The sequence below is a fragment of the Maridesulfovibrio pacificus (SeqCode) genome, assembly GCF_048612815.1.
GTDB lineage: Bacteria > Desulfobacterota > Desulfovibrionia > Desulfovibrionales > Desulfovibrionaceae > Maridesulfovibrio > Maridesulfovibrio pacificus.
Window position 1 is genome coordinate 2,560,522 of the sequence record NZ_JBLZNE010000001.1, and the last position, 25,400, is coordinate 2,585,921.

A 25,400-nucleotide genomic window follows, 5' to 3' on the forward strand; every position below is an offset into this window, starting at 1 on the left:
TAAAATAGAACAGGGAAAATTTAATCACTTAAGCCCAAGGAGCAAGTTTATTTGCGCTTAAAATGGACGGTATTTTTATAATACTTCTTCTCTGGATGCTCTTTGGAAATATAGGTCATTTCCCAATTCTCAGCATAGAATTCAATAACGTAATCGAGCAGATTAAACACATCATCTTCAACAGTTGCTTTATGATATATTTGTAGAAGCTCCTCGGTAGTCAGGTTCAAATGCCTATTAACTATGTAAACTGGACGAAAAGTAAGCAGCATCTCTGATTCAGACCTTTTTTCAAGGCCCCGCAGCATTGAATCCAACCAACCGTTTCCTATCCCGGTTTTTCCGATGATGTCGATAAGCATGCCCATGTCAAAGGTCCGGTCCGGCTCTTCTTTCGCAAAATCACAAATGCAAAAATCTACATTATCAGCACAATAAAGTTCAGCAAGTTTTTTAGCCCCGGCGACTACCTTGGGTTCCAGATCGTAACCTACGACCTCACGCGCGCCTTTCTCCCAGGCATAAAAAGAAAAATATCCCATGTTACATCCAAGGTCACAAACAGTTTTACCCTTGAAATCAAGCTCCTTGAATTCAGGGTCTAGACCGTCGATTTCTTTACCGATGCCCCCTGCGAGAAATTTTTTTTCTGAGTCATAAAGCGGACGCCAGATAAGATCTTCGCCAACCTCTGCAACAATCTTTTTCAATTCAGCGTTTCTGCTCATACGGATTTTCCAGAGTATTGTTAATATTAAAAATATACGATTGCATATAGCTTCATAATGTCCTTAACTCAAGATTTGTTTCAGATTGCATGGAGTATAGATGCATGCTACTCCAATAAGCCGAAATAAGGAGTTTATTTTGCAGCAGTTAACTGAGCCATTTGCCTACGGCAACTCAATCATCCATTCCATGCATCCCGGATTCCGGCTGACCTGCGCTTTCCTTTTTTCTCTTGCAGGGGCACTGGTTACAAATCTTGCCGCAGCTGTAAGTGTACTGACAGCCGGTATTATATTCGCCATTGCAGCACGTTTATCAATATCAAACCTGCTCAAAAGACTGCTTATCGTAAACTTCTTTATCCTCTTTCTATGGATATTCCTGCCCTTCTCCCGCTCCGGAGAACCGCTTTTCAACATAGGTCCTTTTACCGCAACCCTTGAAGGGATTATCTACACTGCAATCATCACCCTGAAATCAAACGGGGTGATCCTCGCTATGACTGCCCTGATCTCCACCATGGAAGTTCAAACCCTTGGAGCAGCCATGCAGTCCCTGAAGCTACCGGACAAACTCTGCCGCCTGCTTCTGTTCAGCTGGCGCTACGTGCATGTGATGAGCATGGAGTACAACCGTATGCGCAGGGCCGCAGTCATGCGCGCATTCAGTCCCCGGACTAACCTTAGGACCTACCGCACATATGCATGGCTTATGGGTATGCTGCTGGTACGTAGTCTGGACCGTGCCCAAAGGGTCTGGCAGGCCATGCTTTGCCGGGGCTTTGACGGAACATTCCACACCCTTACCACTTTCAGCACAGGAAAACGAGACTTTGCCCTGCTGCTGGCAACCCTTGGCTGCATCACAACTTTCATCTTTCTTGAGTTGAATAAAATCGAGGTCCTGCTGTGAGTTCGTCCATATTTTCCCTGCATAATATCAATTTTTCCTATCCCGGAAATGATGTCCTAAACAACGTTGATTTCCAACTGAACAGAGGACAAAAGATAGGACTGACCGGACACAACGGTTCAGGCAAAACCACCCTGCTGCATATCATAATGGGCCTGCTCAAACCGCAGTCAGGACAGGTCCGCTTTCTGGGGCGTGAGATGAAATCCGAGAAAGATTTCCGGGAACTGCGCAAAGGAGTTGGTTTGCTCTTCCAGCAGGCCGATGACCAGCTATTCTGCCCGACCGTGCTGGAAGATGTGGCCTTTGGACCGCTTAATTTGGGGAAATCACCGGAAGAAGCACGAAGAATAGCCGAGTACGCCCTCTGCACACTGGGCCTGTCAGGGTATGAAGACCGGGTTTCCTACCGCCTTTCCGGTGGAGAAAAAAAACTGGTATCACTAGCCACTGTGCTGGCTATGGAACCACAGGCATTAGTACTGGACGAGCCCACCAACGACCTTGATCCGTCCATGCGTGAAAGACTGATCGACATCCTGAATTCGCTGGATATCGCCATGCTGGTGGTTTCCCACGATCTGGATTTTCTGGTAAGGGTCACTGAAGTGGAATATTCCTGCAGCAAAGGTAAAATCCTGCGAGAAGCATCAAATTTCAAAGACAATCACGACTACGGAAAGTGTAAGCTCTAAGCGGAAAAACAAATAGGAGTCATCATGTATAAATTTCGAAACCTAATACTCATTATCGCCGCAATTTTTCTAGTTTCAGGCTGTCTCGGAGAAGATAAGACTGTAACTATGAAAGTGGCTTCAACGGCCTATACCTCACATGTTTCCCAGACCTCCTCCACACCCTTTATCGGTGCATGGGGAGATGATCTCAAACCGGGCATGAAAGCCATCGCTGTTTCTCGGGATTTGATTCCGAAAGGACTGATCCGCAACACCAAGGTCAAAATCGAAGGTCTTTCCGGCGAATACTTAGTCAAAGACAAGATGAATAAACGCTGGACCAACAAAATCGACATCTATATGGGCCTCGACAATCAGGCGGCAAAGGACTGGGGCAAGCGGGAAGTGACCATCACTTTTGAAAAGAAAGAAAACCAATAATCAAAAAAGGCGTATTCAACAAGAGAATACGCCTTTTTTGTACATCTATTCAAAGACTTACAAAAACTTTTCCGCTCAAAGTCGATCCGCTCTTTATTTTTACCACCGATTTACGTAAAGATGGGCTTTCGCGGCCACGGGCATCAACCTGCCCGACAAAATACTGCCGCGTTTAATGGAGAACAAATTGAGCGAACGGAAAAGAAATCCTCATCAGTCCATCAGGGCCTACTGCCTGTGGTGTATGGGCGGCAGCCCGCAGCTTGTCAGGGAATGTGAGGACAGCGACTGCTCTCTTTATGATCTGCGCGGCCCCAAGACCGAGGAGTCACAGCGAACCTGCATCCGGGCCATCCGCAGGCACTGCCTTGCCTGTACCGTCGGCGACCGTCAGGCTATCCGCGATTGTAAGGAAAAAGAATGCGTGATTCGCCGTTTCCGCTTTGGTGTCCACCCAAAGACCATGCAGAAACGCAGAAAACGGCAAATTGAAAAAAGCCATCTCATGCTTCCCGGACTTTAAAATTAAAAAACCGGGAGTCAGTTCAACTGACTCCCGGTTTATTTTTTCTACATATCAGATTGACGCATACTCAGAGATATCCTCTTTCGCTGAATATCGACATCCAAAACCTTGACTTTCAATGCCTGTCCCGGATGAACAACAGTTGCAGGATCACGCACAAACTCGTCAGCAATACGGCTGATATGAACCAGCCCGTCCTGATGCACCCCGATATCCACAAAAGCCCCGAACGCGGTGACATTAGTCACAATACCATTAAGGATCATACCTTCACGCAGGTCTGAAACTTCCTTAACGGAATCATCAAATTCCACAGCTTCGAACTGCTTGCGCGGATCACGTCCCGGCTTTTCAAGTTCCTTCATGATATCTTTTAGAGTCGGTAAGCCGAGATCATCGGAAACGTAATCTTCCAGATTGATCTTGGACCGCAACTCGGAAGACTTAATCAGGTCGGCAACATCCGCGCCGAGGTCCTTGGCAATCCCTGCTACAGCTGTGTAACGTTCCGGGTGCACCGCAGTTCCATCGAGCGGATTTTTGGCCCCGCGGATACGCAGGAAACCAGCGCTCTGTTCAAAAGCTTTAGGACCTAAACGGGGAACCTTGAGCAATTCCTTGCGGGAACTGAAAGGGCCGTTTTCCTCACGGAATTTGATCACATTCGCCGCCAGTACCGGCCCCAGACCGGAAACGGATTGCAGCAACCGCGCACTGGCAGTGTTGAGCTCAACACCAACCATGTTCACGCATGATTCAACAACCCTGCCGAGACTTTCAGCCAACCCTTTCTGATCCACATCATGCTGATACTGGCCCACACCAATGGATTTGGGATCAATCTTGACCAGCTCCGCCAGCGGGTCCATGAGCCTGCGCCCGATGGAAACAGCCCCGCGCACGGTAATGTCATAATCAGGAAATTCCTCACGGGCGATCTCCGAAGCCGAATAAACCGAAGCACCGGATTCATTGACCATGATCACCTGAATGGATTTATCCAAGTCCAGCTCTTTCACGAACTGCTCGGTCTCACGTCCGGCAGTACCGTTACCGATGGCAACAGCTTCGATGTCGTATTTATCAACCAGAGAGCGAACGATCCCCGCTGCTTCTTTCTTCTTGCCTTCAGAAGTGACCGGATAAATGGTCTCATTGTGAAGCAAGGTACCCTGAGCATCGAGGCAGACCAGCTTGGCTCCGGTACGAAAACCCGGATCAAGGGCCAGCACCCGCTTACCGCCCAAGGGAGGAGCCAGCAGAATTTCACGCAGGTTAGCGGCAAAAATATTAATGGCCTCAGTTTCAGCCTTTTCCAGCAGCATTCCGCGTAGTTCGGTTTCCATCTGCGGAGCCAGCAAACGTTTGTAGGAATCAGTTGCTGCCAGCTCTACCTGTTTGGAAGCGGCTGAACTGGAACGGACCAGCTTGCGGTGCAGAATATCCAGACCTTCGGCTTCTTCCGGACGGATGGATACCTTCAGAAACTTATCACGCTCACCACGGAACAAGGCTAGAATGCGGTGGCCCGCAGCCTTTTTTGCAGGCTCGCGCCAATCAAACCAGTCCCTGAACTTGGAAGCCTTGTCCTTGTTTTCATCGGACTGCGCTGCCTTGGTGGGCTTGGATTCAATCAAGGCCTTGCGCTCAAACAAAGAACGTACCGCCTCACGGCTGACCGTGTTCTCGGCAATCTTCTCGGCAATGATATCACGCGCCCCGGCAAGAGCATCGTCCACAGACTCCACGCCCTTGGCGGCTGAAACAAAAGCTTGTGCCTCCTGAACAGGATCGCACTTCTGGGCAAAAAGCTTATAAGCCAAAGGTTCAAGGCCTTTCTGAATTGCGGCCTGCCCCTTGGTTTTACGCTTTGGTTTGTAAGGCAGATACAAATCTTCAAGCTGGCGCATGGTTTCGGCAGCGTCAATTCTCTTGCGCAGACCGTCATCAAGCTTACCCTGCTCTTCAATGGATTTGAGAACAGTCTCGCGGCGTTTATCCAGCTCCTTAAGCTTCTCAAAAAGGTCGCTGATATTAGCAACCGCAACTTCATCAAGGCTGCCCGTTGCTTCTTTACGGTAACGGGAAATAAAAGGAATAGTAGCCCCCTCATCAAGCAGGGACACAACAGCTTTTACATTCTTATCAGGAATACTCAGTTCAGACGAAATACGGGATATATTTGTAGAATTCATAAAGGCAGGTACTTTGATGCGCTTCGCGCTTGTTAAAAAGATTATGCCTCCGGCGGCTCTCCGAGTTCCAGAGGAACCTTTTGTAAAAAGTTCCTCTGGACTCTTCCAAAACTTTTATTAGGGCTTCGCCTGCCACCGGATAAATATATTATTCAGTTGATTCTTCTTTCTTAAGTTGTTCGGGAGAAAGGGACCAGAAGGGAGTACCGTCCTTGGTCAAACGAAACTTGTACTTTCGATCTTCCCCTGCTTTGAGCTTTGCGCACATATAGTCATACTCTCCGTCTATCTCAACCAGTACACCATAAACTTTTACCCGCGCGCCGGGACGCAGATCTTTAATGCGCGGCTCAACAAAATCCTTCGGGCCAAGATGAACAAGCACTTCTTCGCCGTCTTCCTTGTCTTTAACCAAAAGACCGATACCTCCAGCCATACCGCCCAAAGGTTCAATCTCCTCAATCTTCAAGAGCGTTCCTTTGAATACATCACGGTCGGTATTGTCATAAAGGGAGTCATATTCGCTACCCTTTTCCCAGCCTTTAATATTCATTTCTCCGGCAAAGGCGGACGAAACACTCAGAACAGCAAGACAAAAGACCACAAAAAAACTCTTAAAAAATATTTTACTCATGACAAAACTCCTTATAAATCAAGCGTTCTATTGGGTAAGCCATTTATTAAAGGCACGCAAGGCAACCTGCTTAATAGTATAGTCGGCCCCGACGTTCGTAAAATCTGTACGATCAAACTCAACCACGACTTTTCCGGTCTTTACATCCACCAAAAATAAACGGACATAGTCAGCGCGGTAACCATCCATATCATCGCGAGCACCCACAGCATTATCAGCCGAAAGATCATAAAGAAGGGCCAAGTCAGTATCCAAACCGGAAAGCACGGCCTGCACTTCCGCCACAACCGGATACTGCTTTCCATACTTGCGCCGTTCCCACAAGCTGGACTTCTTAATATTTTCAAGGATCTCAACATCACCACCATTGACGGGATAAACCGACCATTTCAGCTCAAAAGCACCGGCTTGTTTGCACGCGCTGCGCAAAGACTGGACCATGCGCCAACGGTATTTCAAATCAAAATCCATAGTGGTTGTCTGCCACGGAAGCAAAGCCAGCTTGTAAACCTTCCCTCCGGTATCAAAAGGAGTGCTGTAATTCTCGACTTTGGCGCAAGAAGCGCAAGTTAGACAGAACACCAGAATCAGCAATATTTTTTTCATGGCAACCTCATACTTTTTACAGATACATAGTTTTATAACGGCAGTATCCATATGTCCATAGATTGAGTTTAAACTTGGCGTTCGGCTGTTTTGCCGTTACACTCCGGCAGTTTTCAAAGCGGAGGAGCATATGTCGGATAAAAAAAAGGCCCAAAAACTTTCCCGAAGAGGATTCCTTTTCGGTGGATTCAGAAAAAAAGAAGACCGTGAACAGGCCCAGAGCGCGGCTAAACCCATTGCCGCCAAGGAAGTCAATTTAGATACTTTGGCCGAAGCAAACGTAGCCTATGAAAACGGACGTTTTGAAGAAGCTGCCGCCAAGTACAAAGAATTCATCAAGACCGAGCCGCAAAACGCCGATGCCCGCAAAAGACTTGGCCATTGCTTATACAAAGCCGAAAAATACATTCAGGCCAAGGTTGAATTCGAACGTGCCATCCGCATCCTCGGAAAGGACAACTTCTCCTATCTATACCTCGGTCTGCTACTCTGCCGCGCCGGAGCCGGGAAAAAGGCACTCCCTGTCTGGAAACTCTATTTCGATCCGGAAAACATTACCCTGCAGCGCGAAATAAACCTGCAAATAGCGCTCATTGAATCAGATTCCGAAGCATCCTTCGAAGATGCCGCCAACATGGTGGAAAAAGTAATCGAAGAAACTTCTATGATAGCTTAAGAAGCCTCCGGGGTCTAAGGAAGGGGAACTTTTAGAGAAAGATCTCCTTCCCCAACCCCCCTCCTCTCAAAACTTATCAACATGCTTCGCAGCATTGTTTAATAAATTTTGCTGTAAAAAAGCAATTTCGTACAAGCCCGCTAAACTATCCCTCTGCTACAAATTTACAACACTACTCAGCAGCCAGTTCTCCAAGCCTTCGGACTCCGGCTTGGATTTCGTCACTCCAGAGTGACCCGCTGGACAGCCGGATGTAATTTGAAAATACATCCTGCGGCGAAAAGACGGTTCCGGGCACAATGCCGATACCTTCTTCGCGGGCTTTGAAAAAAAGCTCCACCCCGTCTTTACCTTCGGGCAGCTCCACCCAGAGCACTGAACCACCCTTGGGATTGGTGACCTTGGTACCTTCGGGGAAAGCGAGACCGATCTCGGTACGCATCTTCTGCATCTGATCCTTCATAGCCGCACGAAGTTTCTTGAGATGGCGGTCATAAAGGGTTTCACGCAGATAGCGGGCGATAGCCATCTGGGTGGCGGCTACGCAAGAGACATTGGTGGTAGCCTTAATCTCAAGGGCTTTTTCCAGATAACGTCCCGGAGATAACCACCCTACCCGATAACCGGGGGCAATGGTCTTTGAAAAGGATGAACAGAGAAGAACTCCGCCTTCACGGTCATAGGATTTTAAAGTGCGGGGCCGGGAATCACCAAAATAAATTTCCCCGTAAACATCATCCTCGACTAACGGAATTTTGCGTTTGGCAAGGATTTCAACAATCTCCTTCTTACGGGCATCTGAAGTAAGTCCCCCATCGGGATTGTTGAAGTTGGGTGAAAAAATACAAGCCTTAATGTCGAATGTACGGGTGATATCCTCCACCCGTTCCGGATTGATCCCCCGCTTGGGACAGGACGGCATTTCAATGGCCCGCAAACCAAGATTCTCCACCAACTGCAAAAAACAGTAGTAGGAAGGTGATTGGATCAGGACCAGATCGCCGGGGCGGGTCAGGGTGCGCAGAGAAATATACAGGGCTTCCATGGCACCAGTGGTGATGATCAATTCATCAGCGGTAACATTGGAACCGCAATCCACGGATCGGAACGCTATCTGGCGACGCAGGTCGAGGTTGCCGGGGATCATTTCATAACCGGCGGTATCGAGCGGATTTTCCCGGATAACGCTGTTCATGATCTTGGCAAGCTGGCGGGTAGGCAGCAGGTCATTACTGGGACAGACAACACCCAGCGGCAGCAGGTCCTTATTCCCGACAGTTTCGAGAGCGGTGTTGATCAGCTTGTTTTTGGTGACCGCATGCGGCTCCAGCTTCTGGGTGGTTTTAATCTCCGGAGTGGGAATAGATCGGAATTCGCTGCGCACATAATAGCCGGAGCGCGGACGGGATTCGATGAGACCGCGTTTTTCCAGCTCTTCGTAAGCATGCGAAACAGTTGAAATGGAGACTTTAAGAGTTTTACTCATCTGGCGCAGAGACGGCAGCTTGTCTCCGGGAACAAGATCACCGGCTTCAATATGCTTTGAAAGTTCCTGCTCAACTTTTTTATATCTGTACTGATTGTCTGAACTGTCCAGATTCATTGTTTTTAACCTCAGAAACTAAAACTGTTACGATTCATATTTCTAAAATCTGTATCTGTACTGATGTCAGATTTCATGTAGACTAGCAAGCGAATCGAAATAGCAAAATTGAATTTCACAAATGGGAGAGGTGAGTATGGAATCAGTAATGAATTCCCAAAAAATAAAACAAAACAATGTCTTGCTTTCGGCATTCAAGCAGGCCCTGCCCATCGTGCTGGGATATCTTCCTGTGGGATTTGCTTATGGAGTTTTGGCGCGCAAGTCTGGAATTTCCATTGATAATACGGTGATAATGTCCTTGATAGTTTTTGCCGGATCAGCACAGTTCATCGCAGTAGGGCTAATCGCTTCCGGGGCTTCCGCACTTTCGGTAATCATTACCACCTTCATCGTAAACCTGCGCCACATGCTCATGTCAGCGGCCCTTTCCCCTTACCTGAAGAAATGGAGCAAACTGGAGATAGCAGGTTTCACCTTTCAGCTCACCGATGAAAGCTTCGCTGTCCACTCCACCCGCTTTGCAAAAGGAGATACCCACAAAGGCGAAACATTCCTGATCAACTCCATTGCCCAAGCGGCATGGGTGGGTGGTACCGTGCTGGGTATATTTTCCAGCACACTCATAAATGACGTAAAACCCATGGGGCTCGACTACGCTCTTCCGGCCATGTTCATCGCCCTGCTCATTTTCCAGATCAAGGACAAGAGTCATGTCATTGTTGGGCTCATCACCGGACTTTTATCAACCGCACTGGCTCTCGGCGGCGCAGGACAGTGGAATGTAATCATCGCCACCCTGATCGGCGCAACACTCGGTGCAGCAGTTAAATGGGGGAATAAATAATGGACCAGCAGACAATACTTTTCACCCTTTTCGGCATGATGGCAGTGACCTACATTCCGCGCATGCTCCCGGCCATAGCCTTGAGCTCCCGCGACCTGCCGCCCATCGTGGCCAAGTGGCTTTCTTATGTGCCAACTGCGGTTCTTTCTGCTCTTCTGGCCCCGTCACTGCTTGCGCCCGAAGGAGTAATCGATCTGACTTTCAGCAACCTTTACTTTTGGGTAGCAGTACCTACCTTTGCGGTAGCCATTTTCACCCGTAATTTCTTCGGCACCGTGGCTGTCGGCATGGGACTGGTGGCAGCAGCCAGATATTTCTTGTAATTTCAGCAACAAAAGGATTTCAAAAATGATTTCACGTGATGAAGCACTTGAACTGCTCAAGTCAAATGTAAAAGAAGAAAACCTGATCCAGCATTCCCTCGAATCCGAGGCTGTACTCGGCGCTCTGGCTGAAAAACTCGGTCAGGATGTGGAACTCTGGTCCATAACCGGACTGCTGCACGATCTTGATTACAGCGAGACTGCCGAGACCCCGGAAAAACACGGACTAATCGCAGCAGAAATGCTCGAAGGCAAGCTGCCAGAAGAAGCAATTCAGGCCATCCGAGCCCACAACGGTGACATGACCGGAGTGCCGCCGCAGACCGATTTTGATTTTGCCCTGCGTTGCGGTGAAACAGTAACCGGCCTCATCCACGCCAACGCGCTCATGCGTCCTGAAAAAATGAACGGCATGGCACCCAAAAGCCTCAAGAAAAAGATGAAAGCCAAAGCCTTCGCAGCCAGCGTGGATCGCGAGATCATCAAAGAATGTGACAAGATCGGCCTCGAACTGGGAGACTTTTTCGCCCTGTCCATTGAAGCCATTACCAAAGTCGCACCCGAAGTTGGATTGGAATAAACTAAAATATTTTTAATTGTTTGAACTCCAAACGTTTGTTCCCTGCTGGAACAATCACCCAAAAAAGCGGTCCGACATTTGCCAGAAATGTCGGACCGCTTTGAGGTTCGTTTAATCAGAACGACTCCTCCGCGCTAGCGGCGAAGCCTTAATAAAAGGTTTTGGGAGAGTCCAGAGACCCCTTTTGCAAAAGGGTTCTCTGGCCGCCGGAGGCATAAAAATTATTTACCCCAGCCGCCGCCTCCGGGAGTTTCCATGCGTATGATATCGCCTTTCTTGAGCGGCGAATGAAACTTACCGGGCTTCACAATTTCCTCACCATCACGGATCAGAATATTCTTGCCGGGAGTTCCGGGACTTCCGCCCTGAAGACCGTAAGGCGCATTTACGCGACGCTCGGAAAGCACGGTGATTTCACAACTGGAAAGCAGCTCAATCTCACGCACCAGACCGTCACCGCCGGGAATTCTGCCTGCCCCGCCGGTATTCTTGCGGATGCAGTAGGTCTTTACTCGAAACGGATAGCTGTACTCAAGCGCTTCCACCGGAGTATTCAGGGTGTTGGTCATGTGCGAATGAGTGGCATGCTCACCACGGCAGGTTGCGGATGCACCCATACCTCCGGCGAGAGTTTCGTAGTATGCGAAAGGCTTGCCTGTACGCTCGTCCATGCCGCCGATGGTCATGTTGTTCATGGTTCCCTGACTTGCTGCGGGGATGCGCTGCGGAATAGCTTCGGCAAGCGCACCGAGGACAACGTCAACAACGCGCTGGGAAGTTTCCACGTTACCGCCTGCAACAGCTGCGGGGAAGTTTGCATCGAGAATGGAGCCTTTGCGGGTCAGCACTTCGATGGGACGCAGGATACCAGCGTTGGTGGGCACGTCTCCTTCAATGAGTGAACGGAACACGTAAAGCACAGCGGAAAGAGTGATGGAACGGACCGCGTTAACACTTCCGGTCACCTGATCACCGGAAGCAGTGAAATCGAGCTTGGCACTGTCGCCCTTCACTTCCATGGTCACGGAAATGGGTACATTTTCGCAATCCACGCCATCGCCATCCAAGTAGTCGGTGAACTGGTAGGTACCGTCAGGGATGGATTTGATGGTGTTGCGGGTGATGGACTCTGCGTAATCGTTCAGGCTGGCAGCGTAAAAGTCTACTTTCTGCAAACCATACTTCTCAATAAGTTCCTTGAGTCTGGTAACTCCGGTGATATTAGCCATGATCTGCGCTGCGAAATCGCCTTCACGTTCCACCGGTGTACGTACGTTGTTGAGCAGCAGGGTCATCACACCGGGAACAATCTCGCCATTTTCCACGATCTTTACCGGGGGAATGATAATCCCTTCCTGATAAAGGGAAGTAGAAAGCGGCATGGAACCGGAAGCCATACCACCCACATCGGAATGGTGGGCGCGGTTGGCTACGTAGAAAGCAGGCTCGGTGGAACCTTCACAGAATACCGGAGCCACTAGGGTGATGTCCGGCAGGTGGGTTCCACCCTTGAACGGGTCATTGAGCATGACCATATCGCCTTCTTTAAAATCGCTGTTTTCAATAGCTGATTTCACGGAAAGCGGCATGGAACCGAGATGCACCGGAATATGTGCTGCCTGCGCAACCATGTCACCTTTATGATCAAAGACAGCGCAGGAAAGATCGCGCCTTTCCTTGATGTTGGGGGAGAAAGCGGTACGGGTAAGGGTCACACCCATTTCCTCGGAGATGGCCGCAAACCTGTTCTTGAAAACCTCAAGGAGGATCGGATTCACATTCATTATATATAAACCTCCTGACTACTCGATGTCGAAAATAAGGTTGCCGTAGGGATCGACCTCACCCTCCGCAAAGGGCGGGATAACCAGAGTGGAGCTGTATTCGATGATAATTGCCGGACCGTCGACCTTATTACCGGGCTTAAGCTTTTCACGGTCGAGAATACGTGTTTCCATCTTGGTGGAATCAAATACGGTCTCTGTGGTTCCGAGCAGTGCTTCGGGGTCCATCTCAGAGACCAGTGCACCAGCTTCCGGGAACTCCGGCTTGGTGGGCATACCCTTGGTGCGCAGGCGGATATTGACGATTTCAACGGTTTTGTCATCGTTGCGGTAGCCGTAGTTTTGTTTATGCAGACGGGAGAATTCTTCAATCCAGTCACCGCTGAAAGGCACGATGATCTCAAAGGACTGGCCCTGATAACGCATATCCAGAAAACGCTCGACAATTATGTCTTCGTCAGTAAATCCCTCTTCAGCCAGATCAGCACGCCCCTGCGCTTCCAGCGGAGCGAAAAGCTCTTCAAGATCCACATCGTTAGTATTGTGCTGGTCGCGCATGACGGTCAGGGAGTAGTCCTTGATAACGTCAGCCATGACCATACCTACAGCGGAAAGGATACCGGGGTTGTTAGGAATGAACAGTTTGGGAATAGAGAGCAGCTTCGCAAGGAAGGCGCAATGCATGCCGCCCGCACCGCCGAAGGAAAACATGGTGAACTCGCGGGGGTCAAAGCCGCGCTCAACAGAAATCACGCGGATGGCACGCTCCATGTTGGTATTGGCGATATCGAGAATACCTTCGGCCAGTTCTACCGGAGTAAGCCCTGCTTTTTCAGCCATTGCTTCCATTGCTTCATTCAGCTTTTCGGTCTCAAGAGACATTTCTCCGCCGAGGAAATGCTCGGGAATGAGGCGACCAAGATAGAGGTTGGCATCGGTAACGGTGATTTCAGAACCTTTGCCGTAGCAGATCGGGCCGGGATCAGCACCGGCACTTTCAGGGCCAACAGTCAGCGAGCCACCAGCATCGAGACGGGCAATGGAACCGCCACCCGCACCCACAGTGTGGATATCAATCATGGGAACCTTGACCGGATAATCCTCAATAGCGGATTCCAAGGTCAGGGGCAGCTCTTCATTAATTAATGCAACATCGGAAGAAGTTCCGCCCATATCGAAGGTGATCAGACGGTCATATCCTGCCATCTGTCCGATGGCATGAGCACCGACAGCACCGCCCGCAGGACCGGAAAGAATGGTCCGCACAGACTCATTCATTGCAGTCTCAGCAGAGATGGAACCACCGTTGCTCTGCATGATGCGCAGCGGATCATCACCGAGAGTATCCTGTAACTTGGTCAGGTACTTGGTCATTTTCGGTGAAACATAGGCGTTGATGACTGTGGTGGAAGTTCGCTCAAACTCGCGGAATTCAGCCAGAATTTCATGAGAAACTGAAACAGGAACACCAACGGCGTCCAAAAGCTCACGCATTCTGTTCTCATGATCGGGATTTAAATATGAGAAAAGAAGACAAAGTGCGACGGATTCGACACCGGAATCTTTAATTCTTTGCAAAATAACTTGCACGTTTTCTTCGGAAAAAGACTCGATTTCGTTTCCTTCGTGATCGATTCTTCCGGTTATTCCGAAGCGAAGTTCGGAAGGAACAATATGCGGCTTTTTACAAAAAGATAAATCATAGAGGTCGGAACGATTCTGACGGCCGATTTGGATCACATCTTCAAAACCCTCATTGGTGATCAATGCGGTTTTTACACCTTTTCGCTCAAGAATTGCGTTGGTGGCGACTGTGGAACCGTGGACTACCTGAACAGCCCGGTCTCCGGCGATATGCTTGATGCCGTTAATTACGGCCTCGGAAGGATCGTGGGGGGTTGAAAGTCGTTTATGTACGCCCCATTTGTCTCCATCCTTATAAATGAAATCGGTAAATGTTCCTCCGGTATCTACTCCAATTATCAGCACTATATATCCTCCGCTAAGTATGTCTAAACCGCCCTAACAAGAACTGCGATTTGTCATTTTAATTAGTGTATATTGTTCGATTCGAGCGAACATTACCCAATTTTGTCCACAATTAAAAGATTTTATTTTTGTAAAATTGTGTGTATAAACTCTCTTAATTCACTAAAACATCTTCAAAAACAAATTATCTATTTTAAAAATACTCGCAAAAACTGTTTCCATTTTTTCGAGTTTTTTAATTTTTCATAAATACTATAACCCAAATAACGGACATCTTTAAGAAAAGTATTTTCTAAATAACAAAAAAGCAAAACTCAACACGGAGGTCACTCATGTTAAAACGGATCATCACTTCCTTGCTCATGGTTCTGGCATTTGCCATTTCAGCTCAAGCTGCAGACCTGAAGATGGACTGTAACGCCATCTACGGAGCTACCAACTTCCATTCCCAAGGCGCTAAGCTCTTTGCAGACAAAGTTGCCGAATACACCTCCGGTTCAGTACAAATAACCGTCCACCCCGGTGGAAGCCTCGGTTTCAAAGGCCCCGAACTTCTTAAGACTGTTAAAGACGGCACCTTGCCCATGTCCGACATTCTCATGGGTGTTGTTTCCGGTTCCGACCAGATTTTCGGCGTAAGCTCCATGCCCCTGTTGGCAAAAGACTATGCTGAAGCAAAAAAACTCTACGAAGCAACCAAACCTTATTACGATAAAGCCTGCCGCCGCTGGAACCAGAAAATGCTCTACGCCGCACCCTGGCCTCCCAGCGGACTTTTCACCAAAGAACCGCTGAACACCGCTGCTGATTTTGAAGGTCTCAAGACCCGTACTTACGATAAAAACGGTGCAGAACTGCTCCGCGCAGCAGGTGCCAGCCCCATGTCCCTTCCCTGGGGTGAACTTTACTCCGCACTGCAGACCGGACTGGTTGATTCCGTCCTGACTTCCGCAGTATCCGGTAAAGACGGCAAATTCTGGGAAAACCTTAAATATTTCACTAAAATCAACTACGCATTCCCCCTGAACATGATGGTCATCAACCAGGATTACTGGGATGCCCTGAATCCCAAACAGCAGGAAGCAGTGCTCAAGGCAGCTGCTGAAGTTGAAGCCTACCAGTGGGAACAGTCTGCAAAAAGCAACGATGATTCTCTTAAAATCCTTGAAGAAAAAGGGATTGTTATCACCGAACCTTCCAAGGAAATCAGCGACATGCTGAACAGAGATGCTAAACTTATGCTCGAAAACACCCTCAAGGGTGCAAAGAAAGGTTTTAAAGCAGCCATCAAGGCTTACGAAAAGTAGAATTCTATGCGTGCAATTATCAGGTTAATCGAAGGCCTCTCCGTTGGAGGGGCCTTTCTTTCAGCTGCCGGAATGATCTTCATTGTCTGTCTCGTGGTCATTGAAATTTTTCTGCGTTCCGTGCTGAATACATCCACACTTGTTTCCAGTGAATACGGAGGCTATGCCCTCGTTTATCTAATTCTGACCGGCCTTGCTTACACCATGAAAGAGGACGGTCTGATCAGGATTAATTTGCTCACCTCCCATTTTTCCGAAAACGGCAAACGCATTGCCGACATCGTTTCCGGGATCTTAGGAGCGGCTATCACCGCATTCGCCCTCAATTACACTGTACAGATGGTCTATGAAACTTGGGACCTTGAAATGACTGCGGACACCATTGCCGAGACTCCGCTCTGGATTCCGCAACTGGCTATTCCTGTCGGACTGGCCCTGCTTCTACTCCAGATTATAGCCTTTATTGCCAGGAGAGCCATTAATGATAAGTGATCCCTTGATGCTGGCCGTTGTCCTTGTTGGGGGCATGGTCTTATTTCTGCTTTCCGGACTCTGGATCGGATTTTCCCTCTATGCAGCAGCGATCTGCGGCATGCTCTTCTGCAAAATGAACCTGCCGCCGACCATTTCAGTGTGGGATAAAATCGGCGACCTCATGGCCAACTCCCTGTGGAACACCATGAATTCATGGCCCCTGTCGGCCCTGCCACTGTTCATTCTCATGGGCGAGATCCTTTACCGCACATCAATTTCCACCCGACTGCTCAACGGTCTGGTGCCTTGGTTGTCCAATATTCCGGGCCGCCTTTACCACATTAACGTTGTGGCCTGCTCACTTTTCGCGGCAGTTTCCGGTTCCAGTGCGGCTACTACCGCCACAGTAGGTAAGATCACCTTCAATGAACTTTCCGAACGCGGTTATCACAAAAGCCTTGCCATCGGTTCCCTTGCAGGCTCAGGGACTTTGGGCTTCCTGATCCCGCCCAGCCTGATCATGATTATCTACGGCATTCTGTCCGATACATCCATCGGACAGCTTTTCATTGCCGGGGTTATTCCGGGCCTGACCCTTGCGGGCGTTTATTCTCTCTACATCATTGTACGCTGTATGATGGACCCCACACTGGTACCGCAGGATAAAGAAGAATTCACCACCGCCCAGCGCATTGAATCATTAAAGGACCTGTTCCCGGTTTTCCTGCTCATTACCGTGGTGCTCGGCGGCATCTACGCCGGATTGACCACTCCTACCGAAGCTGCGGTTATCGGAGTTCTCGGTGCTCTCGGCATTGCTTTCTGGTTCAAGAACCTGACTCTGTCCAATTTCAAAGAAGCCCTGCTTTCAGCAGTAAAGACCAGCGGTATGATCTGCTTTATTATCTGCGGTGCGGCTTTCCTTTCTCAAGTAGTCGGATTCCTCGGTATTGCAACGGCGCTCAGTAAATACATCGCCACCCTGAACCTTTCGCCATACATGCTTATCGTCGTACTCGGCATCATGTACGTCATGCTGGGCATGATCCTTGATGGTATATCCATTGTGGTCATGACCCTGCCCATCGTGCTGCCCATTGTAACCGCAGCAGGTTTCGACCCGCTCTGGTTCGGTATCTTCGTAGTATTCATGGTTGAGCTGTCGCAGGTAACACCGCCGGTTGGATTCTCCATCTTCGTCATTCAGTACATTACCGGTGACGATGTAAAAGACATCCTAAAGGCAACCTTCCCGTTCTTTGTAATCATGGTCCTGATGGTAATTCTGGTAACAATATTCCCGGAAATCGTATTCTATCTGCCTGAAAAAATGATCGGAACTTAAGATAATTAAACCAAAAAATCCCCGCAAAGTTGAACTTTGCGGGGATTTTTTTTGTCTAAAATTCAGTTATTCAAAACAACTTAGAAGCTACATGTTTGCGAAAATAGGAATACGTTACATCAAAATCTTCACGGTTGTGCGGCTCAAGGGTGAAAGTAGGCAAGGGATCTAATTCGCCGATACGCGTGATTATGTAATTCCAATTCATACTTCCCCGCCCGAGAGCAAGGTGCTCATCCTTGCTACCGTGGTTATCATGCAGATGTACATGCTTGATGTACGGTGCAAAGGCATTAAACCAGAAATCGAAATCATCATTCTCTGCTCCCTTGGAAAAGGAAAACCAGTGCCCAAGGTCAAAGCAGATGCCTATGTTCTCACGGTCCAGATCTGTGACCAGTCTCGTAATAGCGTCCGGTGTAAATTCATAAGTATTCTCAAGGCAGAGCGGCGGATGGTCCGGCCATGAATTACTTAAACGACGTATACCTTCCACACAATTGACATAGGACCGTTCAAAAAGCGGCGGCTCCAGCCAAGAAGTAAATGACGGATGTAAAACCATCCGCTGCGGAGAGAAAAATCTTGCCAGCTCAAATGCGGTGAGCAGAGTATCGATGGATGCGTTACGGATGGCAGGATTCAGGCTGGACGGTTTGAGATCAAGAAACGGCAAATGTACCGTGCATTTCAATTCGGCTTCTGCAAGACGATCTCGTATGGAAATCAGCCAATCCATACTCAAACATTCATCGCCCAAACAATCCAACCCCAACTCGGGCTGAATTGAATTTTCAATAAAAAAATCAAGGTATTCTGGAGAATTGTAGATATAGCGCAGGGGAAGATTAACGTAGCAGGTTTCAAATTCAGGCTTCATCACACTTCTCCCTTCCAGCTTCTTTCATTTACTGCTCAAGCTCAGTCTGTAGATAGTCCGTTCCCTTGAACACCATCCGCCCAACAGGGACAAAGGTAGTGGTATGACGCATGGTCAAGACCGTTTCCTTTCCGGCCCGGACATCAAAAGTTTCACCCCATGAAATTGGGATATTATCAACAAAAGGCTGGATTTTGCAACGTTCGCCGTTACTCCAAACATCTTTTAATACATAGGAATCAGGGCTGACCGGCCTGATTTCTCCATCTGTCCAGTTGATAAATTCAGACCTGCCGTCTTCATCAGCCAACTCAAGAGCCTTGATTTCGCGCGGCACGATAGCAAGATAAAATTCGGTACGCTTTTTACCGGGCGTTTCTCTCACAACCCGGTAACGGGAAATTCCGTCAGGACCTTTAAGCATGTATTTTTCCATGAAATTGGATGGATCAGCTATAATCTCGTGTCCGACATCCTGCCCGCTGTTAACCATAACGGAAGCAACAAAGCCCTTAAGGTTTAAGACTTCCTCTTTGCTGCTGCCGAGGATTCCTTCCAGAATAATCTGATCGCCTTCAACTGCTTGCAGTGTTCCCCCGGCACTAATGAACTGAGGCTGACCATTCAGCCAGCAAAGGAAGACCGGACCGTTTACTTCCGGCAGATCAGGCTTGCTTCCCTTCCAGCGCACATTAGTCGTGGCCTGTCTGTTTCCGTCAATACGCACTTCCAGTTCAGGAAACTGAGACAAAGCCATACGCGGAGCGGTGAGCAGATTTAGGTTCGGACGGTCGCTGGCAAAGACAGCCACAGCCGGTTCCAGCCCGGAGTCAACAAGAGTCTTGCCGGATGTTGAAACAGGTGCCCCACGCACCAGCTCAATGCTTTTTCCTCGCAAAGGCTTACCGTTGATCAGGACTTCAACGCCTTGCCCGTTCTGGGATTTAGGAAAAGAGAAATCAGGAACTTCGAGCTCAAGACCGAATTCATGCAACAGGAAGACCGTCGCCCGCAACTGCTGGCCAACCTTCCAGCCCAGATCCATGATATCCTTGCTGACTTCAACAGCCATGGCCGGAATCCCCCGCTCATGCAAAGCATAGCAGGTCAGGGATTTCAACATTTCAGGGTACTGTGTGGCTTTAGCGAATGTTTTGGTATTGAAAAGTGTAAACCAATAAGATTTATTATTTATTTCACTATTGAGCTTATCGATAGTTCGTTCGCACATTTCAGCCAGTTGGATGTCCTTGTAAACCGCAGCATCGATGATCAATGACTGTCCATAGCGATTGGGATTGCGCAAATTATTAACATACTTGGGATTGTAGAATCCACTTCCCTCGTGAAGATGGATAAAACCATCAGCTCCACCGATAAGAAAACGAATCGCCCGGGCAAGACGATCCTCGTAGAAACTGTTATATTCCTTGTCGAAACGACGGTTCAAGTCGACGTTAATCTGTCGGGTCCGGCGTAAAATAGAAGGCTCATTGGCACGGGGAACAATGATCAGATTTCCCTTGCGCACGGTGCAGCGGGTCAGCAACTGGGCTGTAAAAAAGCCTGAAAGCTCATCACCCTGAATACCGCCCTGGACCATGATTGTCGGTCCCGGCTCGTTACCGAAAACCCACGTAACCCGAAGCGGATATTGCGTACCTTCAAAAAAGGTATAGTTCCTTACCTGCTGTGCCGCAGCCGGAAAGGCAAGGCACAGTGCAAAAAGACTAATTAAGAACGCGCGACAGAGGATATACTTCACTGAAAATCAACTCACCCTTTTTAGTAGTGATCATCAACCTGATACCGTAGACATCTTTCAGGGACTTCCCGGAAGGCAGACCGAAGCGAGTGCGGACAACCTTAAACCGCTGGATATGAAAAGACATGTCATTGCGGTTAGCCTTGATCTGGACACCTTTGCCGTTATTTTCGATCAACTCAACTGTAGCAAGACCACTCAAAGCCGAAGCAGTCTGCAAATTATTAAGATCGAAACTCAAAGCCAGACTGTCACCGGACTTACGCACCTTAACATTCTCCACTCCGGCGCGCATCAAGTTCTTGTAGAAAAGCAGCTTATTCAGATCCACTACAGGGGTGGACTCCACCCTTTTTTCTTCTACCGGAACAGCGGCCAGCAGAGACTGCAATTCATTAGGATCATATGAATCAAGTATTTTGTTGACGTTCTCCAGCCGCTCAAGCTGCACGGAAGCATCGTTGAGTGCCTTCTGCAACTCAATCTTCTCCTGCTTCAGCTGATCATTCTCACTCCAGAAAGTGTATCCCGCCCATGCCCCGGCACCGGCGCATACTGCAAGCATAAACACAACCCAGAAAAGAACTTTCAACCAGAAAGGGCTAAGGCGGTAGCGTTTAACGGTATCATCGTCGCGCATGAAAAGAACATTGTACTTGGTATTGCCCATCAGAGCTTTCTCCATTGTTCGTCAACAATCCGCCAGCTATCATTTTCAGGACGGATAACCAGTTTTTTTAATCCCTTATCACTGTATCCGGAAGAATCCGAATATTTCTGTTTGAAAACAGCCAGCAGCCCTTTAGGATGCTCCCGCAACGAAAACTTACCGAATTCAACAGATGCGGGCTTGCGTTCTTTCCAAATGGAAGTCTTATTCTTCCTGATGGAATCAGCCCCCCTCCTGCGCCCTTGCTTGGCGCGGGAATCATAAAAAGAAATATATTCATCCATATCTGCCGAAAGCCAGCTTTCCTTCCATTTATTGAGAAATTTTTCAACGCCTTCCCGCTTGGTAGCGAGATATTTATTCTTAAGTGAATGAATCGAAGGACCATACTCACGGCCTACAATCTTCCATTGTCCATCCACTTTCTGCCAGTAAAGTCTTTTGGAAGATGAAGAAGAAAGTCTGCCGGAGCGATAATACTGGTCAAACCAGGTTACCCAATAATCGGGACCGCGTAGCGCACGCAGGTTATACAGCTCAATATCAATCCATCCGGCCCGGGCAAAAATCCTTTTCTTCCTATTCTCAAAAGCCTTGAACGAACGTCTTTCAGACTTTGCAAACAGCTCCGGGGAATAAGCGGCAAAAAAAGCATCATCACGGTCTTCCCAGTCTGCAGCCCATTTATGAACGAGATCACCCAGTTCAAGGGCTTCAACAGACTGATCAGCAGTGCCGTTATTCCAACCTACTTTCTCACCGATAACGACAGGCGCACCGGGCTTAATATTCTCATCCAGATAGTCCATATCAGAATTTACAAGAGCCACACATCCCTGAGTATCCATGGGAACAAGCTCTTTTCCCCGGCCATGAATCCATATTCCATATCCGGTCTTGCCTTTGATACGGTCTACCGGATTAGGGAAATTCAAAGGGAAAGCCATTTTTCCATATAAGGTATAATTTTTCAGACCGGTCCTTTTTCCGGTAGTGAAGTAAATACCTTCAGGAGTCTTGAGATCACCCTCCACAACCTTGTCACCGGCGACCTGACCTGTGGCACAGGTAAAGCTGGCCTCAGCATGAAACGGACTTTTATGGACAAGCAAGTGCAGTTTTTGTGATTCCTTATCAACAGCAAGGACATAATCAGGGACCAGCGGGGTCGGGTCAATTACAGGTTCCCATCCCTTAGAAAATGCAAGAGAAGTAAGACCTGCCAGCAACAAAATGGCTGCCGTAAACACTCTAAAAAAATACTTCATTCCCAACCCGACACTCCATCGCCTAAAAAGCAATATGACGTAATAAATAACATTTATTAAGGTCGAACCAAAACATCACCAAATTTTGATCCACTAATCAATTACTTACGCCACTACAAAACTGCAAAAGACGTATTTACAACCAGCTTCCTTACAACACTTTTTCATTATTCAAAAGTAGCTTTTTAAGACCCTAACATGAATGTAGAAGTACTGCAAAAAAGAAGACCCGGCGCAGCCTAAACAACTGCGCCGAGCCTAAAAATCAGTTCAAAATAAAACTTTCCAAGCTATTCACCGAATACTCTTTTGAAGATCATATCTTCATAACGGGTATAATAGCCCATATCAAAAGCTTCATCGAGGGCGCCACTATCAAGGTGAGAATTGATAGTTTCATCCTTGCGCACTTCATCAGGGAAAGAGACCTTATTTTCCCAGCAGTGCATAGCAACTTTCTGAACCATCTCGTAAGCCTTCTGACGCTCAAGCCCGGTTTCAACCAGCGCGATAAGAACCCGCTGGGAGTAGAACAGACCGTAGGAAGCCATAAGGTTGCGATCCATGTTGTCGCCATTAATCTTCAGTCTTTTAATTACTCCGGTCATACGGCCGAGGATGTAATCGGCAAGGATGGTGGAGTCAGGCATAATGACTCTTTCCACAGAGGAATGGCTGATGTCGCGCTCGTGCCAGAGAGGCATGTTTTCCATGGAAACAAGACCGTTGGTACGCAGCAGACGAGAAAGACCGCAGAGGTTTTCAGCGGAGATGGGGTTCTTTTTATGAGGCATTGCAGAAGAACCTTTCTGGCCCTTGCTGAAACCTTCCTCAACTTCCAGAACCTCGGTACGCTGCAGGTGTCTCAGTTCTACGCCGAGACGCTCAATACCGCCACCGAGCAGGCCCAGTGCAGTAAAGAAGTCCGCATGGCGGTCACGCTGCACAATCTGGGTGGAAATGGGGTCTACACCGATACCGAGCAGTTCGCAGGTAATGCGCTCCACCTCAGGGTCAAGCATGGCATAGGTTCCCACTGCACCGGAAATTTTACCAACACTGACGCTCTTCAATGCATCGGCAATGCGCTCACGATGACGGGAGAACTCAGCATAAAAGCCGGTCATTTTCAGACCGAAGCTGGTGGGCTCGGCGTGGATACCGTGAGTACGGCCCATGCACATGCGGCCCTTGTTGGCGTAAGCCATTTCCTTAAGGGCTTCCAGAAATTCATCAAGGTCGTCCAGAATCATCTTCCCGGCACGGCTGAGCATAACTCCGTTGGCGGTATCGACAATATCGGAAGAAGTGCAGCCAAGGTGGATGAAGCGGGAGGAAGGACCTACTTTCTCTTCCACTGCGGTCAGGAAGGCGATAACATCGTGCTTGGTCTTTTCTTCGATCTCAAGGATGCGATCCAGTTCGAAATCAGCTTTTTCGCGGATGATCTCCATGTCTTCAGCGGGGATACGGCCAAGTTTGTGCCATGCCTCGCAGACAGCGATTTCAACTTCGAGCCACACTCTGAAGCGGTTCTCCAGAGTCCACAGTTCACCCATAGCGGGACGGGTATATCTTTCAATCATTTTACCAATTCCGGTTAGTTGTTCTGAAAGTAAAGGTAATGTTTAAGACGACCAGGGCCAACCATATTATAAACAGCAGGCCGGAACAAGACACAGGGTAATTTTATCGGTCAGAGTTCTAAGCTCAAAAAAACAGACGGCCCGGCATACACCGGGCCGTCTGGCCTTTATCAGCTAGCTTGATGCGCTGTCGGAACTCTTTGCGGAAGAATCCGAGGATGTGGATGCAGTGGTACCGCTTCCCGCCGGACTGGAGTTACCGGTTTTCCCGGCAGCCGAGTCGGTTTTACAGTACCCGGAAGAATACCAGCCTCCGCCCTTAAGCACGAAGGAGGAATGGGAAAGGACCTTAGTGGCTAAACCACCGCAGACCGGGCATTCCAGCTCCTTATCTTCAAAGCTTGTCTGCCATTCTTCAAATATCTGCTGACATTCATGACATTGGTATTCATAAATCGGCATAATACCCTCCAATAAAAAAAGGCACGCCACACCTCTCGATTGAGGCTGGCGGACCTGTCCCTGAATATGAGGGGGCTGAACCGGATCAGTCCCGCTTGATGCAGACCTAAGCCTGCGCGGGGACTGAAACAGAACAGTAAAATAACTTAGCTGGCTGCTGCAGCCTTTGCTTCTGCGATGCGAGCTTTGATTCTTTTAGCTCTACGATGACGTTTACGCTGAAGCTCTTTCTTTCTTTCAATCTTTTTGTGCCTACCCATTTGGAGGACCTCCTGAATATTTTTTTCGTACTTGCTGCACGATTATATGCTGCAAAGAAGGTGTCAGTACCCTAGAAAGGGTGCAATTGTAAAGAACTTAAGCTAACACAATTGTCCATACACCGCCCTATATTCAGCAAAATATTTTTTTCACAAACTAACTCTCCGATATTTATAGAAATTTTCAGACAGCCTTGATTTTACCCCTTGACTACAGTCCGCATCATGAACATATAAAACTTTCCCTGCCGGAAGCAGAGTAAACACCCTCCGGCGAAAATCCTGTGAGGAGAAAACCATGAAAAAAGCCAAGCCAAATAAAGCATTCAACCAAGCTGTCGAAGATATATCCGAAGTTTTCATGTTTGACCACTGGATGAGATTCTACTTCATCTTTGAAGAAGGCAAGAAACTGACAGTAAAGGTCCCGGAAGAAGTCTGTACTCAGATTGATAAGGAATACCCCAACCTGAAAGGCCTGCTCGACCTGATGAACAATGAGGAAATCGACCAGCAGAAATCCATGAACACCGTCTGCTCATTCATCGGCGCACGCTTTGACGGTACCAAGTACAACAACAAGATTGTTCCCAAAGTTTTCGACTCCAAAGATTTCAAAATGGAGATGTATCTCTTCAACCTTTGGATCAAAGGACACGAATCCTACCTTGAATCCGAAGTTATGACCTTCAATGACTGGCAGGAACTCTATTCCGGCTGGAGAGAGCAGGATGAAGTCAAAAACTATGTGGAAAGACTGGGTAATGCCGGAAGTGGCGCACACATCCAGCCCCCGACTTGTTCTACAGTTCAGTAGCTTCAGGACATATAAGAAGATTTAAACAAAAAGGGAGTCTGTAA

25 protein-coding genes are annotated in these 25,400 nt (G+C 48.3%); 12 read left to right on the forward strand and 13 right to left on the reverse strand.

Annotated features, from left to right (window positions below; translation table 11 throughout):
- Positions 1-47: 47 nt before the first annotated feature.
- A complete protein-coding gene (locus ACNI23_RS11890) occupies positions 48-728 on the reverse strand; it encodes a methyltransferase domain-containing protein (protein ID WP_420248940.1) in 681 nt (226 codons plus the stop codon).
- A 139-nt stretch (positions 729-867) separates the two neighbouring features.
- Between ACNI23_RS11890 and cbiQ the strand changes: the two genes are divergently transcribed.
- The 4 genes from cbiQ (at position 868) to ACNI23_RS11910 (ending at position 3,282) form a co-directional block, all read left to right on the forward strand.
- Entirely contained in the window at positions 868-1,641 is a 774-nt protein-coding gene (cbiQ, locus tag ACNI23_RS11895; RefSeq protein WP_420248942.1) for a cobalt ECF transporter T component CbiQ, read from the forward strand.
- The gene (locus ACNI23_RS11900; protein WP_420248943.1) at positions 1,638-2,336 is read left to right on the forward strand and encodes an energy-coupling factor ABC transporter ATP-binding protein; all 699 of its coding nucleotides are present in this window, start codon (positions 1,638-1,640) and stop codon (positions 2,334-2,336) included. The genes cbiQ and ACNI23_RS11900 overlap by 4 nt, the downstream gene beginning before the upstream one ends.
- Before the next feature lie 24 nt (positions 2,337-2,360).
- Positions 2,361-2,759, forward strand: a complete 399-nt coding sequence (locus tag ACNI23_RS11905) for a 3D domain-containing protein (protein ID WP_420248945.1) — start codon at positions 2,361-2,363, stop codon at positions 2,757-2,759.
- Between the two features lie 187 nt (positions 2,760-2,946).
- Entirely contained in the window at positions 2,947-3,282 is a 336-nt protein-coding gene (locus tag ACNI23_RS11910) for a restriction endonuclease (RefSeq protein WP_420248947.1), read from the forward strand.
- Between the two features lie 47 nt (positions 3,283-3,329).
- Here the strand turns inward: ACNI23_RS11910 and ACNI23_RS11915 are convergent, their stop codons facing one another.
- The 3 genes from ACNI23_RS11915 to ACNI23_RS11925 form a co-directional block, all read right to left on the reverse strand.
- Positions 3,330-5,480, reverse strand: a complete 2,151-nt coding sequence (locus tag ACNI23_RS11915) for a Tex family protein (protein ID WP_420248949.1) — start codon at positions 5,478-5,480, stop codon at positions 3,330-3,332.
- 148 nt (positions 5,481-5,628) lie between these two features.
- Positions 5,629-6,114, reverse strand: coding sequence for a MamS/MamX family magnetosome protein (locus ACNI23_RS11920; protein WP_420248950.1), 486 nt, complete (start codon positions 6,112-6,114; stop codon positions 5,629-5,631).
- A 27-nt stretch (positions 6,115-6,141) separates the two neighbouring features.
- Positions 6,142-6,720 (reverse strand): hypothetical protein, encoded by a 579-nt coding sequence (locus tag ACNI23_RS11925; RefSeq protein WP_420248952.1) that lies wholly within the window; start codon positions 6,718-6,720, stop codon positions 6,142-6,144.
- A 130-nt stretch (positions 6,721-6,850) separates the two neighbouring features.
- On the opposite strand from ACNI23_RS11925, the gene ACNI23_RS11930 reads away from it, so the two are divergent.
- Positions 6,851-7,396: a tetratricopeptide repeat protein gene (locus ACNI23_RS11930; protein ID WP_420248954.1), complete on the forward strand. Its 546-nt coding sequence runs from the start codon at positions 6,851-6,853 to the stop codon at positions 7,394-7,396.
- A 172-nt stretch (positions 7,397-7,568) separates the two neighbouring features.
- Here the strand turns inward: ACNI23_RS11930 and ACNI23_RS11935 are convergent, their stop codons facing one another.
- A complete protein-coding gene (locus ACNI23_RS11935) occupies positions 7,569-8,999 on the reverse strand; it encodes an aminotransferase-like domain-containing protein (protein WP_420248956.1) in 1,431 nt (476 codons plus the stop codon).
- Between the two features lie 136 nt (positions 9,000-9,135).
- On the opposite strand from ACNI23_RS11935, the gene ACNI23_RS11940 reads away from it, so the two are divergent.
- The 3 genes from ACNI23_RS11940 to ACNI23_RS11950 are packed head-to-tail and all read left to right on the forward strand — an operon-like array spanning position 9,136 to position 10,749.
- The gene (locus ACNI23_RS11940; protein ID WP_420248958.1) at positions 9,136-9,846 is read left to right on the forward strand and encodes an AzlC family ABC transporter permease; all 711 of its coding nucleotides are present in this window, start codon (positions 9,136-9,138) and stop codon (positions 9,844-9,846) included.
- Positions 9,846-10,169: an AzlD domain-containing protein gene (locus ACNI23_RS11945; protein ID WP_015853084.1), complete on the forward strand. Its 324-nt coding sequence runs from the start codon at positions 9,846-9,848 to the stop codon at positions 10,167-10,169. The genes ACNI23_RS11940 and ACNI23_RS11945 overlap by 1 nt, the downstream gene beginning before the upstream one ends.
- Positions 10,170-10,194: 25 nt before the next feature.
- Positions 10,195-10,749: an HDIG domain-containing metalloprotein gene (locus ACNI23_RS11950; protein ID WP_420248960.1), complete on the forward strand. Its 555-nt coding sequence runs from the start codon at positions 10,195-10,197 to the stop codon at positions 10,747-10,749.
- 221 nt (positions 10,750-10,970) lie between these two features.
- Here the strand turns inward: ACNI23_RS11950 and ACNI23_RS11955 are convergent, their stop codons facing one another.
- Together ACNI23_RS11955 and ACNI23_RS11960 are read right to left on the reverse strand one after the other, a co-directional pair.
- Positions 10,971-12,533, reverse strand: coding sequence for a hydantoinase B/oxoprolinase family protein (locus ACNI23_RS11955; RefSeq protein ID WP_420248962.1), 1,563 nt, complete (start codon positions 12,531-12,533; stop codon positions 10,971-10,973).
- An 18-nt stretch (positions 12,534-12,551) separates the two neighbouring features.
- Entirely contained in the window at positions 12,552-14,522 is a 1,971-nt protein-coding gene (locus ACNI23_RS11960) for a hydantoinase/oxoprolinase family protein (RefSeq protein ID WP_420248963.1), read from the reverse strand.
- A 332-nt stretch (positions 14,523-14,854) separates the two neighbouring features.
- Between ACNI23_RS11960 and ACNI23_RS11965 the strand changes: the two genes are divergently transcribed.
- From ACNI23_RS11965 to ACNI23_RS11975, 3 genes are read left to right on the forward strand one after another with little or no spacing between them, the layout of a single operon-like run.
- Entirely contained in the window at positions 14,855-15,829 is a 975-nt protein-coding gene (locus tag ACNI23_RS11965) for a TRAP transporter substrate-binding protein (protein ID WP_420248965.1), read from the forward strand.
- 6 nt (positions 15,830-15,835) lie between these two features.
- Positions 15,836-16,321 carry a TRAP transporter small permease subunit gene (locus tag ACNI23_RS11970; RefSeq protein ID WP_420248967.1) on the forward strand — a complete coding sequence of 162 codons (486 nt, stop codon included), beginning with the start codon at positions 15,836-15,838 and terminating at the stop codon, positions 16,319-16,321.
- Positions 16,311-17,648 carry a TRAP transporter large permease gene (locus ACNI23_RS11975; RefSeq protein WP_420248968.1) on the forward strand — a complete coding sequence of 446 codons (1,338 nt, stop codon included), beginning with the start codon at positions 16,311-16,313 and terminating at the stop codon, positions 17,646-17,648. Before ACNI23_RS11970 ends, ACNI23_RS11975 begins: the two co-directional genes overlap by 11 nt.
- 70 nt (positions 17,649-17,718) lie before the next feature.
- Here the strand turns inward: ACNI23_RS11975 and ACNI23_RS11980 are convergent, their stop codons facing one another.
- The 6 genes from ACNI23_RS11980 to ACNI23_RS12005 form a co-directional block, all read right to left on the reverse strand.
- Positions 17,719-18,528, reverse strand: coding sequence for a sugar phosphate isomerase/epimerase family protein (locus ACNI23_RS11980; protein WP_420248970.1), 810 nt, complete (start codon positions 18,526-18,528; stop codon positions 17,719-17,721).
- A 28-nt stretch (positions 18,529-18,556) separates the two neighbouring features.
- Entirely contained in the window at positions 18,557-20,293 is a 1,737-nt protein-coding gene (locus ACNI23_RS11985; RefSeq protein WP_420248971.1) for a M99 family carboxypeptidase catalytic domain-containing protein, read from the reverse strand.
- Positions 20,259-20,963, reverse strand: coding sequence for a hypothetical protein (locus ACNI23_RS11990; RefSeq protein ID WP_420248972.1), 705 nt, complete (start codon positions 20,961-20,963; stop codon positions 20,259-20,261). Before ACNI23_RS11990 ends, ACNI23_RS11985 begins: the two co-directional genes overlap by 35 nt.
- On the reverse strand, positions 20,963-22,231 hold the full coding sequence (locus ACNI23_RS11995) for a L,D-transpeptidase family protein (RefSeq protein ID WP_420248973.1): 1,269 nt from the start codon (positions 22,229-22,231) through the stop codon (positions 20,963-20,965). The genes ACNI23_RS11990 and ACNI23_RS11995 overlap by 1 nt, the downstream gene beginning before the upstream one ends.
- A 290-nt stretch (positions 22,232-22,521) precedes the next feature.
- Positions 22,522-23,817 (reverse strand): adenylosuccinate lyase, encoded by a 1,296-nt coding sequence (purB, locus tag ACNI23_RS12000; protein WP_420248974.1) that lies wholly within the window; start codon positions 23,815-23,817, stop codon positions 22,522-22,524.
- A gap of 174 nt (positions 23,818-23,991) precedes the next feature.
- A complete protein-coding gene (locus ACNI23_RS12005; RefSeq protein WP_015853096.1) occupies positions 23,992-24,279 on the reverse strand; it encodes an FmdB family zinc ribbon protein in 288 nt (95 codons plus the stop codon).
- Positions 24,280-24,837: 558 nt separating this feature from the next.
- On the opposite strand from ACNI23_RS12005, the gene ACNI23_RS12010 reads away from it, so the two are divergent.
- The gene (locus ACNI23_RS12010; RefSeq protein WP_420248976.1) at positions 24,838-25,356 is read left to right on the forward strand and encodes a hypothetical protein; all 519 of its coding nucleotides are present in this window, start codon (positions 24,838-24,840) and stop codon (positions 25,354-25,356) included.
- The last annotated feature ends 44 nt before the right edge of the window (positions 25,357-25,400 follow it).